This window comes from Alteromonas alvinellae (assembly GCF_902705805.1).
Genome location: NZ_CACSIH010000110.1, coordinates 1 through 15,148, shown reverse-complemented (window position 1 = coordinate 15,148; position 15,148 = coordinate 1). Strand labels below are relative to the sequence as shown.

Below are 15,148 nucleotides of genomic sequence, written 5' to 3'. Positions count from 1 at the left end.
AACGTATACAAAGGCAAAATGTGACAAATTTTTCGTCGGTAGCCGCTTATCTACTTAAAAAGTTTTGGCTGCTACTCGCCGTATTGCTTGTACTTTTCGCGCTTGTTTTAAGCGCTGCACGCTATGCTCTGCCGCATATTGAGCACAACAAACACCTGTTGGAAAACTATATTAATGAGCGTTATGGCGTAAACCTATCCATTCAAAGTGTGCATGCTGTTTGGCAGCGCAATGGTCCAAGTATTGTGCTCAATTCGGTGTCGTTGGCTAAAAACGATGCTAGCCCTGTTGCATTGGATATCAGGCAAATCTACGTCGAGCTAGATTTTTGGGAATCGCTACGCCACCAACTTATCTCATCCACCCGTTTCGAGCTACGTGGTCTTAAGCTTGATATTGACGCCGATCGCCTTTCTGGAGGCGATAAGAATAACTTCCCTGTAGTAAATGCGCTAGAGCGTCTGTTTTTGGAGCAGCTTCAAAGCTTCTCGTTAGAAGACGGGGTGGTATCTGTCACTCATCTTAATGAAACCAATTCATTTGATATTGAAAGTTTATCGTGGAATAACCACGAAGAGCGACACCAAGGTTTAGGTCAGCTTAAGGTTGCAGATTTAGCGGCTAACTCGGCCTCGTTTATCATTGATATCACGGGCACGCGGGAAGACTTTGACGGCGTGTTCTACGCCAAAGCAGAAGAGCTCGATATTTCTCCGTGGGTAAGCGACCTCATCAAAACCAAGCGTCCACTAGCGCAAAGCCGCGCAAACTTTGAAGTATGGACTAACTTTTCTCAAAGTGAAGTCACAAGCGTACAAGCCGAGCTTAGTGAAAGCCTTTTAGAGTGGGGCAGTGGCCGCGCGAAAACGGTAACAGGTATCAGCGGAGGTAGTCTCCAGGCGTTGCCTAACGATGAGAACAGACAGGGAGGCTGGAATGTCCGAGTGGATCAATTGGTGCTTAATTCGAGCAACGATACCCTTACAACAGACCTAATTGGTAGTATAAGTGCAAATGGTGATGCGCTGATAAACACCGTAAAGCCAGTGCAAATTAACCCCTTTCTGCTGCTGTTACCGCTTTTCATGGATGATACCAGTGAAGAAGAAATACGCGGGCTTAATCCAAAAGGCGAGTTGGCGACATTGCAGATTCAGTGGCACAACGGCCAGCCTTCTTTAGCTGCTAAAGTACTAGATTTACAGTGGGACAAAACTGATAAGGTACCCGGTCTTTCGTCGCTAGACGCAGACTTTTTCTGGTATAAAAATAATGGCGCTATCTACTTAGAGAGCGCGGATAGCTTATTAAGTGCCAACGGCGTAATTAAGAAAGACGTCAATATAAACTTATTTAAATCCCAGTTTTATATTTACCCAGAGCAGATAGATAGCGAAGACAAGCAGTGGGTAGTAAAAGGCAGCGATATGCTGCTTAATAGTGATGCCGTTACTCTTCACCCTCAGTTTAAACTGAATACGTCGACAGGGTTTATGTCGCTTTATGTGGATGTAAGCCCATTGGCGCTAAATGAGGTGAGCAGTTTATTTCCCCCTTCTTTAATGGGGGCTAATACCGACAAATACCTTACTCGTGCATTTACAGGAAAAGGTGAAATCGCAAATGCGCGCGTGCTGTGGCACGGTCGCACGAGTGACTTCCCGTTTGACGACAACACGGGCATTTTTCAGGCGTATGTCGATATTGAGCAGGGGGATTTTCTTTTTGCGCCAGACTGGCCGGCACTTAATAACTTAGACCTATCTTTGTATTTTGTGAATAATGCATTAGTGATGGAGAGCCCGAGTGCGACGCTTGCTGGTATGAAAATCAGTGATATGTCGGCGGCCATTCCAAGCTTTAGTCCAGATGCTCGCCTGATTATTTATGCCAATGGTACTGGCACTGGTAACGCGCTAACCGCGTTAATGATGGATTCGTCCCTCAAAAAATCTTTAGGCAAAGTACTTAACGAAGACGTGCAAATTGGCGGGCCTCTATCTGCCGACATAAAGCTTGATATTCCGTTTAAAGGCAAAGATGTGGTGGCATCGGGAACGGCGCACTTGTCGAATAACCCCGTTTTTGTTGCGACCACAAATATGCTATTTGATAAGGCATCGGGAGAGGTGTCATTTGTTAATGGCGATATAGACGCAAGTGGGCTTCAGGCGCAGTTTCTTAAACAGCCGGTGAACTTGTCGCTATCCGGTAGACAGGGCGACACGTACGACCTAAATGTAGAGTTAGGTGGGCGATGGCATGTACACCCGTTGGCTAACTATGTGAACACGGATCTCACCGAATACATCGACGGCGAAAGTGATTGGAACACTACAGTCCAACTGTCGCTTTCAAACAGTGGGTTTAATTATACTGCCAATTTGACTGCAGATTTAACGGCGACACAAAGTGTATTGCCTGCTCCCTTCGATACGCCAGCGGGCAGCAGTTTACCGCTGCTTATTACCAGTAAAGGCGATAGCAAAGCATCAAATGTGGAGGCGTCACTTGGTGATAACATTCGTTTTGATGGCGTACTACCGCACAAAGAAATGCAGTTTTCACGTGCGCACTTGGCACTTGGCGAAAGCGATATAGCCAACATTGGTACAGGTTTTAGTATCAGTGCGAATCTAGCTCAAGCTGATGTGCAAGAATGGTTTACCACTATAAATATGTTACTTTCCGGTAAAGGGAAAGACACCAGCACCGCCGTTGCAAAAACAAATGCTCAATCGAGTATCCAATCAAACGAAAGTAAAAAAGCGAATTTGTTTGGTACTCCTTCGCGGATATTCGCCAAAGCCGACAAGCTAAATTTTGCTGGCCACAGTATTAAAGATGCGCAGCTCAGTGCAACAGAACGCAATAAAGATTGGATCCTAGACTTAGCGTCGCCTCAGGCAAGAGCCACTATTCGTATTAATAGTGATTTAGACGAGCAGGGCATTGAAATAAATGCCGACTATTTATCACTAGAGAAGCCTGCTGAAGCCGGGGGGACGACAAAAGCCGACTCAGAGAGCGGCGTTGAGTTAGCTACGAATAGTGCAATGCCAAATGAGGAAGGCGAATCGCCCTACAATATTGACCCAAATACGCTACCGCCCATTTATTTTTATTGTCAGTCCTGTGGCGTGCACGGCATCGATTTAGGTGAAATTACCTTAGACATCGCGAAGGAAGAAAATGGTTTAGCCATTCGCCAGCTTCTAGTGAAATCTGATGAAACTAACGTTACCGCAACGGGTTATTGGAAGCACATGGGAGGCGAGATTCAAAGCGCGTTAAACGGAACATTAACGTCTCCCGACGTTGGGCAGATGCTAAAAGAGTACGGTGTTGAATCAGGAATAAAAGATTCTAGCGCAAACGTGGCGTTTGATATCAACTGGCCAAATGCGCCGATGGATTTCGGGTTTGAACAGCTAAACGGTAATGTTGAGTGGTCGCTGTCAGATGGGTATCTAACTGAGTTGAGTGATAAGGGGTCACGTATCTTTACCCTGTTTAGCTTGAACTCGTTAGTGCGGAAGCTCAGTCTCGATTTTCGAGACGTTTTTGCTAAGGGGTTTTTCTACGACGATATGGGCGGTACGTTAAGTATTGTTAATGGCAAAGCGTATACCGACGATACTGAAATTGACGGCGGCGCTGGTGAAATAGAGATCACAGGCTTCACCGACCTCAACACTGGTGGATTAAATTACAACGTATCGTTCGCACCGAACGTAACCGGGAACTTACCGTTTTTAGTGTATTTCTTGGCTACGCCGCCTACTGCACTCGCTGCTCTTGCCATAGACCAGGTGCTAACCTCTGCGAAAGTTATTTCGAATGTGAACTATCGCGTTACAGGCACCATAAAAGATCCTAAGTTCGACGAAGTTGAGCGCAACAGCAAAGACATCAGCTTACCTGCGCAAAATGCGCCTGTACCGGCCAACCCGCAAGACAGGCCATTAACGGAAGATGACGTACGCAGGCTTAAAATGGAGGTGATCGATGGTTAATTTAGTTGCATTACAAATGACATCTGCGCCAAGCGTGGAAGAAAATCTCGACACCGTTGCAAACGAAATGGCATCGGCAAAGATTGAGAAAAACAGTTTAGTTGTGCTTCCAGAGTGTTTTGCTTATTTCGGCGGTAAAGACAAAGGCCAACTTGCTGTGGCAGAAACAAAGGGCGAAGGCGTAATTCAGCGACGTTTGTCAGCGCTTGCTGCACAATACCAGTGCTATCTGGTTTCGGGTACGTTTCCAGTGAAAACCAATAGCCCAGAGAAGTTTTCCGCAGCCTGCATACTGTTTGGCCCTAATGGTGATGTGTTGGCAGACTACCGAAAAATTCACATGTTCGATGTATCGGTTAACGACAATACGGGCAGTTATCGTGAATCGGCGACAACCGAAGCGGGCAGCAAGGTGGTTACTGTTGAAACGCCAATAGGCAACATTGGTCTTGCGGTGTGCTATGATGTACGCTTTCCGGGGTTATTTACTGCAATGGGCGATATCGATATTCTGGTGTTGCCAGCGGCCTTTACCCAGCGCACCGGAGAAGCCCATTGGCATGCGTTGTTGCAAGCCAGAGCCATTGAAAAGCAGTGCTTTGTGGTAGCTGCAAATCAAAGTGGTGTGCATGCAAATGGCCGTGAAACATACGGTCACAGTCTTGTACTGTCGCCTTGGGGGGAGACCCTTGCCGAACGCAAAACCGACGTAGGGTTAGTTTCGGCAAAAGTAGATATTGCAGAAAGAGAAACCATTAAACAGAATATGCCGGTTGCCGAACATAACCGATTCAGGAGTCACTTTGTCTAAATCTGTTGAGCGTCATTTATTATCTGACTCAGGGCTAGATATCTCTAAGCTAGAGCGTGCTTTAGCGACTATTCATCGTCACGATACCGACTATGCCGATTTATATTTTCAGTCAAGCCAGCACGAAAGCTGGGTGTTGGAAGACGGCATTATTAAAGAAGGCAGCTATAACATAGAGCGCGGCGTAGGCGTGCGTGCAATTAGCGGCGAGAAAACAGGGTTCGCTTATTCCGACGAAATAAGCGAAGAAGCGTTGACTAAAGCGTGTAAAGCGGCCCGCGGTATTGCGCCAAGCGGCGGGTCACAACAAGTTGCTTCGCTTGGACAAAAACCAGTGCAAGCGCGATACAGCGAAAATAACCCTATTCTTGCGATGCAAGACGCTGAGAAAATTTCGCTTTTAAAAGCAGTAGATGCCTATATCCGCAAGCAAGAGCCGTCTGCCAATCAGGTAGTGGTGAGCTTAAGCGGCGTGTATGAAGAAATTTTAGTTGCCGGCAGTGACGGTACGTTAGCTACTGATATTCGCCCGCTAGTGCGCTTGAACTGCTCGGTATTGCTAGAACAAGGCGATAGACGTGAACGTGGTTCAGCTGGAGCTGGTGGTCGTTATGCCTACTCGTTCTTTAAACAAGACGAAAACGGCAAACCGTATTACGAGACGTTGGCAGAAGATGCCCTCCACATGGCACGCGTAAACATGCAGGCTGTGGCGTCACCGGCAGGCGCTATGCCTGTAGTATTAGGTAACGGTTGGCCTGGCGTATTACTTCACGAAGCGGTAGGGCACGGTCTTGAAGGCGACTTTAACCGTAAGGGTGCATCAACATTTAGTGGCCGTATTGGTCAGCGCGTTGCTGCAAAAGGCGTGACGGTTGTTGACGATGGCACATTAGACGACCGTCGTGGCTCGTTGTCGGTAGACGATGAAGGCACACCAACAGCGCACAACGTGCTTATTGAAGATGGTATCTTAAAAGGTTATATGCAGGATAAACATAACGCCAAGCTTATGGGCGTTGCGCCTACCGGTAACGGTCGTCGTGAATCCTATGCGCACTTGCCTATGCCCCGCATGACGAATACTTATATGCTGGAAGGCCAACACGATCCGCAGGAAATTATCGCGTCTATCGACAAAGGTATTTACGCGCCGAACTTTGCTGGCGGACAAGTAGACATTACGTCAGGAAAATTTGTATTTTCTAGCGCGGAAGCCTACTTAATTGAAAACGGTAAAATTACCGCTCCAGTAAAAGGGGCTACCTTAATTGGTAACGGTCCAGAGGTTATGCAAAAAATCTCAATGATTGGAAATGACACTGCCCTAGATAAAGGCGTTGGTGTATGTGGTAAAGACGGTCAAAGCGTGCCGGTGGGTGTAGGTCAGCCTACGCTTAAAATTGACGAGTTGACGGTGGGTGGGACGGCCTAATTCAGCTCAATCCTGTACACTGGAAAATTAAAAAAGGTTGGGCCTAGGCTCCAACCTTTTTTGTATGCTAACAGGTATAAGTCATGGCTAGCTTTCAAATCCTTTTTCGTTCAACCACTCAATAGCATCTTCTTCGTTGGTAAAAATACCCAGCTCAAGGCCTGCATTATCATAAACTCTCTGAAATTGCGCTCTTACTATAGGTTGTACCCTAGTATCGCCAATAACTAAGGCTCCAAGCGCCATTCCATGCTTCGCACGCCACTCAACTGAACGTTGCAGTTCTTTTTCGCCGGCTTTCGTCATAAGGGCGGAGCCGTGTAAAAAACCTAAAAATGCCCAATGACTGCCACCAAAGCTGTTAATCACATCCATCATATCCCGCGCATAGCGTTCAATGGCTGAGCCATCGGCAATGCCTTCAGCAGACACGCCAACAATACTACCAAGCACAGCAATTTGATACTGACCGTACTTGCTTTTCAGTGTTGCGTTAGGGTTAGAGAATATTTTCATACTCCCCCTTTTTGCAGGTGAATAACGCACTTACGTTGAGAATCAATGAAGTGTAGACCATTAATCTTCGTGAATAACGTCTTTCAAATACTGAAACAGCTCTCTGAATGCTTTAGGCGGCGCATTCTTTTCACGCTCTTTCTTAATTTGGCGGTGAAATTGGCGCAGCTTTTGGCGGTCAAGTTCAGGGTGCGCTTCAATCAGCTTTTGAATAGCGGGGTCACCCTGTTCAATTACGGCTTCACGGGCTTTTTCTAGTGCATGAAAGGCCGCATTGCTCGCTTGATGCTGATGTGTAATTTTGGCCAACGCCTCTTCAAGAGGAGCAGTGTCTCGCTGGCGCAATACCTTGCCGATAAACTGAAGCTGGCGACGATAACCGTCTTTTTTCTTATTTACTTTGCGGGCAATAGCGATGGCGTCAGCAAGCTCTTCATCCATAGGGATCGTCGCTATGTGAGCATCGGTTAAGTTAACCAACGTTTCACCTAGCTTGTGAAGTTCTTTGGCTTGGCGCTTCAGCTCAGTTTTACTTATTAATTCTTCCTCTTCGAACTCATCTGCTTGCGCATCTTCGAAGTAAGGATCTTCAGGAGAATTGTATTTCTGATCACTCATTTCAAACTCATTAGTGTTACACTTTAGCTAAATTGTAACTATCACAGTCGAATTAAGACAGCGAAACTTACTATGCAAATTGAGCAGCAGTTAGCCGACATTCAAAATGTCGTAGATGATGTACTGAAATTAGCCCTTTCTAAAGGCGCAACACAAGCCGAAGCCAGCATGTCTAAAGTGCAGGGCATTGCCGTATCTTCGCGTATGCAAGAAGTTGAAAACGTTGAGTTTACCAACGACGGTGGCTTAGGTATTAGCGTATATGTAGGCAAGCGCAAGGGCAGTGCGTCTACCGCAGATCTGAGCAAAGCGGCGCTAACACTGGCGGTAGAAAAAGCCGTAGATATTGCTCGCTATACCAGTGAAGATCCTTGTACAGGTTTGGCCGATGCCGACCTTATCGCCACTGAATTCCCTGATTTAGACCTGTATCACCCTGAAGAGTTAGATACTGAAAAGGCCATTAAAACTGCTATTGAAGCCGAAACGGCGGCAATGAATTACGACTCGCGCATTACAAATTCAGATGGCGCGTCGTATAACGCAAATCTAGGTATGCGCGTTTACGGCAACACCCATGGAATTAACGCCGGTTATCCTAGCAGTCGTTATTCACTAAGCTGTATGGTTATTGGCGCACAAGATAACGATATGCAGCGCGATTACGCTTACACAGTAAGTCGTAATGCGTCTTTGCTGCAATCAGCAAGTGCAGTGGGTATTGAAGCCGCTAAAGCTACCGTAGACCGTTTAGGCGCCCGTAAAATCAACACGGCAAACGTGCCTGTGCTTTTACACCGTGACATTGCATCTAGCTTATTTGGCCATTACGTTGGAGCTATCAGCGGCGGCAGCCTTTATCGTCGCTCTAGCTTCTTGCTAGATAGCTTGGGTAAACAAGTTTTCCCAGAATGGCTTAATATTGAAGAGCGTCCGTTTATCAAAGGCGGTCTGGCAAGCTCAAGCTTCGATAACGAAGGTGTGGCGTGTTCTGACATGACCATTGTAGATGGGGGTAAATTGGCCACATATCTTTATACCACTTACTCATCGCGTAAACTAAACACCCGCTCGAATGGCCACGCCGGTGGCATTCATAACTGGCTAGTAGGTGATACGGGTCATAGCGACGCCGACCTGCTTAAAGAAATGGGCACAGGTTTGTTCGTAACCGAACTGATGGGGCAGGGCGTTAACGGTGTAACGGGCGATTACTCGCGCGGCGCAGCGGGATACTGGGTTGAAAATGGCATCATCCAATACCCCGTTCACGAGGTAACTATTGCTGGCAATCTGAAAGATATGTTTAAAGGCATTGTGGCAATTGGCGCTGAAAAAGATGTGCGAGGTAGTGTACAGACCGGTTCTGTGCTTATTGACCAAATGAAGATAGCAGGCAGCTAGTTTACGCTTTCTCGAAACGCTGAAGGAGACAGCCCGGTGGACTTCTTAAAGCGTTTCGAGAACGTAAATACATTTGCGTAGCCTACATAACTGGCGATATAAGATACGGGCCACTGCGTGCTTAGTAATAAGCTTTTGGCTCGTGTCATACGCAAATGGATAACGTGCTGTTTGGGGCTTCTCCCAAATACTTGTAAGCACAGCCTATGAAGGTGAGGGGCAGAATAATGCGCTTTCTCACTTAAGCTTTCCATATCCCAATCAAACTGAAGCTGTTTTTCAACCGCAGAAAAGAGGCTGTGTAGTCTGCTTACTTGGCGTCGTTCTTTCTCATCGTGAGTATGTACGTCACTCAAAGGCGCATCAATAATACGGTACAGGTAGCGAGACACAACTTGCATCGCCGAATTTCGATTCTCGACGTCACGCTCTAAATACAAAAGTTCCATTGCATGATGCAGTCCTTCCAGCATGGCATTATCCACTATCACAGCACCTAGCTTATTAAATGGTGTCCAGCGTTCGGAGTCTGCCAAGTTTACCCAAATTATATCCCATTGCTCACTGACTATTGTGACTTCAAAACTTTGCCCAGCGGGTAAAATAATTAGCTGTCCTTCATCCAATTGCATCTCGCCTGACGGGACACGAAATTTTCCTTGTCCATGAATGCTGTAAAACAAGGTGTGGTTAGGAGGCGAAACGCGACCTACCGTATAGTCACCTGATAAGTTAGAGCATCCTGCTAGTTCAATCTCCAGGTCGCTGATTTCAGGCGCATTACTACTATCAATAAAGCGTTCAAGGCACTTGGGGCCTATGTCTACAATGTCTCTAAAGCTAAGTTGCATAAATGTGAAATGATAGTTTTGGATAAATATATGAAAGATTAGAGCATAAAGGATTTAATGAAAGTTAGCTATATTGCGCTTAACGAAAAAGTAAAGGATATGACATGCTTAATGTTGCGCAAGTAGTGGCTCAAAACGATTGGCAAAACCCGGTTGTATTTCAGAGGAATCGCATCAATGCCCACAGTCCACATCACGGATATAAAACGCTAAAAGACGCATTGCACAATACCAATGCGCAAAAGCGTAGTTTAAACGGTCAGTGGGATTTCCGTTTATTTGAGGCACCAGCAAACGTACCTGAAAGCCTGCTTTCTAAAACATTAAGTGATGATGAATCTGCTAATTGGCAGCCTATCGCGGTACCTTCTAATTGGCAGCTGCAAGGTCACGACAAACCGATTTACTGTAACGTTAAATATCCTTTCGAGGTGAACCCTCCAGTGGTACCCAGCGAGAATCCAACGGGTTGCTACCGAACAACGTTCAACGTTACCAAGGATGAGTTAAAACAGCGCAATCATATTGTTTTTGAAGGGGTAAATAGCGCGTTTCACTTGTGGTGCAACGGCGAGTATGTGGGCTATTCCCAAGATAGTCGACTACCGGCTGAATTCGATTTGTCTGGCTACTTGGTCGAATGTGAAAACCGACTAGCGGTAATGGTGATCCGATGGTCAGACGGCAGCTACTTAGAAGATCAGGACATGTGGTGGCTTAGCGGTATCTTCCGCGACGTAAATCTTGTCACCAAACCTCAGCATCACATTCAGGATGTGTTTGTTACGCCAAGCCTTGACGCATGCTATCGCGACGCAGTAGTAACCGTACGTACCGCCATCAATGCGCCTTCTACTTACAAAGTGGGTATCCAGCTTTTTGATGGCGATAACGCTCTTACCGAGCAAGTCATTACCGGCACTAACAATAAGCGTATTGATGAAAAGGGCGGTTGGGATGATGTAGTTTTTCAAACGCTTCATGTGAATGAACCTAAACACTGGACTGCTGAAACACCGAATCTGTACCGCATCGTAGTCTCGCTTATTGATGAGAATGGCAATGCCGTTGATGTTGAGGCCTATAACGTTGGCTTTAGAAACATTGAAATGAAAAACGGCCAGTTACTGGTAAATGGTAAAGCCGTGCTAATTCGTGGGGTTAACCGTCACGAACACCATCAAACAAAAGGGCATGCAATCAATGAAGATGACATGCTTGAAGACATTAAGTTGTTAAAGCAAAACAACTTCAATGCCGTACGTACCGCTCATTATCCAAATCACCCTCGTTGGTATGAGCTTTGTGATGAATACGGGCTTTATGTGGTGGATGAAGCTAACATCGAAACCCACGGTATGTTCCCAATGGGAAGGCTTTCTCGCGACCCGCTCTGGGCCGGCGCTTACATGGCGCGCTTTACGCAAATGGTCGAGCGAGACAAAAACCACCCCAGCATCATTATTTGGTCGTTGGGGAATGAGTCTGGTCACGGCCCTACCCACGATGCAATGTATGGCTGGGCAAAGTCATTTGACCCATCGCGCCCTGTACAGTACGAAGGCGGCGGCGCTGATACTTCGGCTACCGACATTATTGCGCCAATGTACGCACGGGTTGATACCGACATTAAAGACGATGCAGTGCCTAAGTGGGCCATTAAAAAATGGTTGTCGATGCCGGGGGAAAACCGCCCCGTTATTCTATGCGAATATGCGCATGCTATGGGCAATAGCTTGGGTAGCTTTGATGAATACTGGAAAGCGTTTAAGGCTTATCCTCGCCTTCAAGGTGGCTTTATTTGGGACTGGGTAGATCAAGGGTTAGTAAAGCACACTAATAGCGGCGAAGCATACTGGGCTTACGGCGGAGACTTCGGCGATACTGAAAACGACAGACAATTCTGTATAAACGGTCTGTTATTTCCAGACAGAACGCCACATCCGCACTTATTAGAAGCTAAATATTGTAAGCAGCACTTAAGCTTTTCGTTGGTTGAGAAAGACAACAAGTTTGAGCTTACAGCAAGCAGCGATTACTTATTTAGACGCACAGATAACGAGTTGTTACGTTGGCAAGTGCTAGAAAATGGACAACCGATTGCTGAGGCGAAGGGCGAATGCGAAATCGACATAGCGCCACAACAAGCACAAACGCTCAGTCTTAGCCCAGATATTACGTTTAAAGCAGGCGCTGACTACCACTTAAATATTGATGTGGTACTAGCGAATGACTGTTCGTGGGCTAAAGCAGGGCATGTTATGGACACCGCCCAGTTAGCGCTAGTCAACAAGCGTGGAATAGTATCGTTTTCTCTTAATGATAACGAAACAACAAGCGGCACTAGTGAGCTATCAATTGAAGCTCAGGATGGGATGTTGCAGGTACATGCGCAAAATAACGTATTTAGCTTTAATAGTGAGAGCGGGCTATTAACCTCGTGGCTTCAAGGCGCGGAGGAAACACTTGCCGCGCCGCTAGAAGATAACTTCTTCAGAGCGCCGCTAGATAACGACATTGGGGTAAGCGAAGTTGATAATCCAGACCCAAATGCGTGGGAGTCTCGCTGGCGTCGTGCTGGAATTGGCAAGTGGACACGCACTTGCACGGGCGTAGACGTTGAGCAGGGCGCGCAAGACGTGCGTATAACATCGTTATTTGACTATCACCATTCAGAAAAGCTGGTAGCGGCAACCAAGTGGGTTTACACCATAAATGCACAGGCCGAGCTATCGGTAGACGTTGAAGTGCTTTTGGATGATGGTTTACCACCTATGCCGCGAATTGGTATACAAACGGCAGTGCCTGTAGCCGATAAGCCAACGTCGATTACCTGGCAGGGACTAGGGCCATTTGAGAACTACCCTGACAGAAAAGCGGCAGCGCGTTATGGTCGCTACACCTTACCTATAGAAGAGATGCAAACGTGCTACATATTCCCAACGGACAACGGCTTGCGCTGTGGCTGTACACAACTTGAGGTTAGCGGCCTGAAAGCAAAAGGACAGTTCTATTTTAACGTGAGCGAATATGGACAAGCACAGCTAGACGAGGCAAAACACGCCTGTGATTTAACACCTCAAGATTGTGTGTTTGTGTACATTGATCATGCTCACATGGGCGTAGGCGGCGATGATTCATGGAGCCCAAGTACACATAAAGCATTCTTGTTGGAAGAGAAGCAATACCGCTACTCAGTTTGCTTTAGCGCTACTGACAGCTAATCCTCAGTGTGAAGTAGATCATTTAGCTCTCGATATCTCAAGTGACATTTCACGGCATAGCTTAGTTATGCCGTCATTGGGATGAATTGTTTACATATAAAAAAAGCCGCTACACAGTAAGCGATCAATATAGACCGTTGTGATTCGTTTAGTGTTTGAGGCTATCTTCGTTTAAGGAGATGCGTTCTATATCTAACCGTGCTTCACAGCCGAAGATAAAGTCCCCTTGCTCTTCTCTTATCCAGTGATCTCCAACCGCGCGGATATCATCGCTAAACTTGGTCTTCTTTCTTTTTATCAATCGTTTTACTTGAAGTTGTCCTTCTTTAGGCGCTTGAGAGAGTGCATCAAGCACCATTTTTTCATTTTTGTCTGTGTTGTGCCAAGTGTCCAGTACGATGGCATTCCACACGGTTATTATCGTCAGCATAGCATCTTCCATTTCTGACTGGCTGTAATCAGCAGGGAGTGCATTTAACACTCCTTTACCGAACTCCATAATTGTGGCTGAGATTTTAGTGTTGGGAAGTGAGTATTTTGACATCGCTGACTAACCTGTTTTGATTGTATTTTTGTTTCCAGAGCCGCGGCGTGAGGTCGATTACGTCCCTGGCCGGATGTAATGCCACGCGTTGTAATACATCCACCAGATAATGGTAGGGATTGATGCCTTGCAGGCGGCAAGTCACCATCAGGCTTTGCAGTATGCCCAGCTGTTCAGCGCCAAGTTCAGACCAGCAGAACAAATAGTTTTTTCTCCCCATGGGAATAACACGCAGTGCCCGCTCAAGATGATTGGTATCCATGGGTAGAGCTGGATTGCTCAGGAACACCTTGAGTTGGCTTTCTCGTTCATGCGCATAATGGAGTGCCTTGGCGAAGGGAGACTTGGGGAGTAAATCAGTGCGCTGTCGTTGTTGATAAACCCACCGGAAGAAGTCAGTGACTAAGGGTTCGCTGTGTTGTTGCCGGTAAGCATGGATATCGGCCAGGTCTAATTGTTTATGCCTGATGTGTTTTTCATGTCGGTAGAGCGCAGCGATAATATCCAGTGCCTGCTGTGCGGCTTGCGGCTCACTGTCGAGGGCTTTTTCAAAGCCTCTGCGCATGTGTACCCAACAGGCAGCATGCACAATCTGTTGTTCGTATTGATTTAATTGTTCAACCGTTTTGGTGTAGGCGGCATAACCATCGGTGAGCAAGGTGCCGGTAAAGTCTTGTAACTGTGCTTGGGCATGCAACATACCCCGGCTGTTACTCCAGGTAAACGCCACTTCATCACTGTCACCGTACAGGGGCCAGAAGTAGGTTTGTTTCATGTGTCCGGGTTTTCGGCCAGCGCCTTTGGTGCGACCTGCTTTAATGGGCACTTCATCCATGGCCAGTATTTTACTTTGCAGAATGTGTTGCCACTGGGCTTTGGCGATGGGTCGAAGCAGCTCAATGCCTTTTTGTATCCAGTTGATTAAGGTGGCCCGGCTAAGGGTAATGCCGCTATCCAGCATCCGTTGATGTTGGCGGTGAAGCGGTAAGTGATACACCGCTTTATCAACCATCAGTCCGGCGAGCAGTGAGACATCGCAGTAACAGCCTTCCAGCACATTGCCTGGCGCTGGGGTATCCTTAATGGTTTGCGTGGTTTTATGACGCACGACCTGTCGACGGAATCTCAATACCACATAACTGCCAGGCTGTTGTGCTAAGCGACAGGTTTCTTTGGTATCCACTAATTCATACTGGTCGGCATCCGCCCCCTGTAATTCTGGCGCAGGTATATCAATAATCTGTTGCGGCACCGTCTCATCAAAGCGCAGGCCATCATCATTAACATCCGAGTCGCGACGTAGCTTTTGTGAGGAACGAGTATGTGCCTTCACCGGTTTTGTTTCTGCCGGTAAGGTGAGGGTTTCCCCCTCATCAAACAAACTGCTCTGCGCCGGATTATCCGCTAACACCTTTTCAGACTTACGCCCGAACAACTGACGTTTAAGCCAGTCGAGTTGCTGCTTGAGTTGCGCAATTTCATCGGCTTGATGAGCAAAGGCAGCCTCAATTTCAGACGGTGAAAGGTGACTAATAGAGCGTGTTTTCATGGGCTAAATTATAACAAAATCAGTTAATTAAATCGCCTGTTTTGTTTGTCTTTTTGCCAGTAAATCCCATCAATCAAACACTGTAACTGGGCACTGTTGAGTGGTGTTTTGGTGTTGCCGTCAGACACGTTAGCGAAGGTGCCTTTTTCTAACCGTTTGCTCCACAAACAATAACCGCCC

At 46.8% G+C, this 15,148-nt stretch carries 11 protein-coding genes; 5 read left to right on the top strand and 6 right to left on the bottom strand.

Annotated elements, in window-relative coordinates; translation table 11 throughout:
- Positions 1–20 precede the first annotated feature (20 nt).
- Genes ACX5KA_RS07135 through tldD form a run of 3 tightly spaced genes read left to right on the top strand, consistent with a single transcriptional unit; the run spans position 21 to position 6,262 of the window.
- A complete protein-coding gene (locus tag ACX5KA_RS07135; protein WP_458730762.1) occupies positions 21–4,016 on the top strand; it encodes a YhdP family protein in 3,996 nt (1,331 codons plus the stop codon).
- Positions 4,009–4,827 carry a carbon-nitrogen hydrolase family protein gene (locus tag ACX5KA_RS07130; protein ID WP_039217283.1) on the top strand — a complete coding sequence of 273 codons (819 nt, stop codon included), beginning with the start codon at positions 4,009–4,011 and terminating at the stop codon, positions 4,825–4,827. The genes ACX5KA_RS07135 and ACX5KA_RS07130 overlap by 8 nt, the downstream gene beginning before the upstream one ends.
- Entirely contained in the window at positions 4,820–6,262 is a 1,443-nt protein-coding gene (gene tldD / locus ACX5KA_RS07125; protein WP_458730761.1) for a metalloprotease TldD, read from the top strand. The genes ACX5KA_RS07130 and tldD overlap by 8 nt, the downstream gene beginning before the upstream one ends.
- An 87-nt stretch (positions 6,263–6,349) precedes the next feature.
- Here tldD and ACX5KA_RS07120 read toward each other — a convergent pair whose 3' ends face one another.
- Positions 6,350–6,778 (bottom strand): hypothetical protein, encoded by a 429-nt coding sequence (locus ACX5KA_RS07120; protein ID WP_039217277.1) that lies wholly within the window; start codon positions 6,776–6,778, stop codon positions 6,350–6,352.
- Positions 6,779–6,838: 60 nt separating this feature from the next.
- Positions 6,839–7,396 carry a ribosome biogenesis factor YjgA gene (yjgA, locus tag ACX5KA_RS07115; RefSeq protein ID WP_049588407.1) on the bottom strand — a complete coding sequence of 186 codons (558 nt, stop codon included), beginning with the start codon at positions 7,394–7,396 and terminating at the stop codon, positions 6,839–6,841.
- Positions 7,397–7,468: 72 nt separating this feature from the next.
- On the opposite strand from yjgA, the gene pmbA reads away from it, so the two are divergent.
- The gene (gene pmbA, locus ACX5KA_RS07110) at positions 7,469–8,800 is read left to right on the top strand and encodes a metalloprotease PmbA (RefSeq protein WP_458730760.1); all 1,332 of its coding nucleotides are present in this window, start codon (positions 7,469–7,471) and stop codon (positions 8,798–8,800) included.
- Here pmbA and ACX5KA_RS07105 read toward each other — a convergent pair.
- Positions 8,797–9,651: an AraC family transcriptional regulator gene (locus tag ACX5KA_RS07105; protein ID WP_039217269.1), complete on the bottom strand. Its 855-nt coding sequence runs from the start codon at positions 9,649–9,651 to the stop codon at positions 8,797–8,799. The genes pmbA and ACX5KA_RS07105 overlap by 4 nt on opposite strands.
- A 104-nt stretch (positions 9,652–9,755) precedes the next feature.
- Here ACX5KA_RS07105 and ACX5KA_RS07100 point away from each other — a divergent pair, with 104 nt between their 5' ends.
- Positions 9,756–12,875 (top strand): beta-galactosidase, encoded by a 3,120-nt coding sequence (locus ACX5KA_RS07100; protein WP_458730759.1) that lies wholly within the window; start codon positions 9,756–9,758, stop codon positions 12,873–12,875.
- 148 nt (positions 12,876–13,023) lie between these two features.
- Here ACX5KA_RS07100 and ACX5KA_RS07095 read toward each other — a convergent pair whose 3' ends face one another.
- The 3 genes from ACX5KA_RS07095 to tnpB are packed head-to-tail and all read right to left on the bottom strand — an operon-like array spanning position 13,024 to position 15,135.
- Entirely contained in the window at positions 13,024–13,419 is a 396-nt protein-coding gene (locus tag ACX5KA_RS07095; RefSeq protein ID WP_015066045.1) for a hypothetical protein, read from the bottom strand.
- Positions 13,391–14,968, bottom strand: coding sequence for an IS66 family transposase (gene tnpC, locus ACX5KA_RS07090; RefSeq protein WP_458730758.1), 1,578 nt, complete (start codon positions 14,966–14,968; stop codon positions 13,391–13,393). The genes ACX5KA_RS07095 and tnpC overlap by 29 nt, the downstream gene beginning before the upstream one ends.
- Positions 14,969–14,991: 23 nt before the next feature.
- Positions 14,992–15,135 (bottom strand): IS66 family insertion sequence element accessory protein TnpB, encoded by a 144-nt coding sequence (gene tnpB / locus ACX5KA_RS07085; RefSeq protein ID WP_458730800.1) that lies wholly within the window; start codon positions 15,133–15,135, stop codon positions 14,992–14,994.
- Between the last annotated feature and the right edge of the window lie 13 nt (positions 15,136–15,148).

What these genes read in the sequence shown, in the direction of transcription:
- ACX5KA_RS07130 (WP_039217283.1), top strand. Translation starts at nt 4,009, where the DNA reads ATGGTTAATTTAGTTGCATTACAAATGACATCTGCGCCAAGCGTGGAA.
- ACX5KA_RS07120 (WP_039217277.1), bottom strand. Translation starts at nt 6,778, where the DNA reads ATGAAAATATTCTCTAACCCTAACGCAACACTGAAAAGCAAGTACGGT.
- yjgA (WP_049588407.1), bottom strand. Translation starts at nt 7,396, where the DNA reads ATGAGTGATCAGAAATACAATTCTCCTGAAGATCCTTACTTCGAAGAT.
- pmbA (WP_458730760.1), top strand. Translation starts at nt 7,469, where the DNA reads ATGCAAATTGAGCAGCAGTTAGCCGACATTCAAAATGTCGTAGATGAT.
- ACX5KA_RS07105 (WP_039217269.1), bottom strand. Translation starts at nt 9,651, where the DNA reads ATGCAACTTAGCTTTAGAGACATTGTAGACATAGGCCCCAAGTGCCTT.
- ACX5KA_RS07100 (WP_458730759.1), top strand. Translation starts at nt 9,756, where the DNA reads ATGCTTAATGTTGCGCAAGTAGTGGCTCAAAACGATTGGCAAAACCCG.
- ACX5KA_RS07095 (WP_015066045.1), bottom strand. Translation starts at nt 13,419, where the DNA reads ATGTCAAAATACTCACTTCCCAACACTAAAATCTCAGCCACAATTATG.
- tnpC (WP_458730758.1), bottom strand. Translation starts at nt 14,968, where the DNA reads ATGAAAACACGCTCTATTAGTCACCTTTCACCGTCTGAAATTGAGGCT.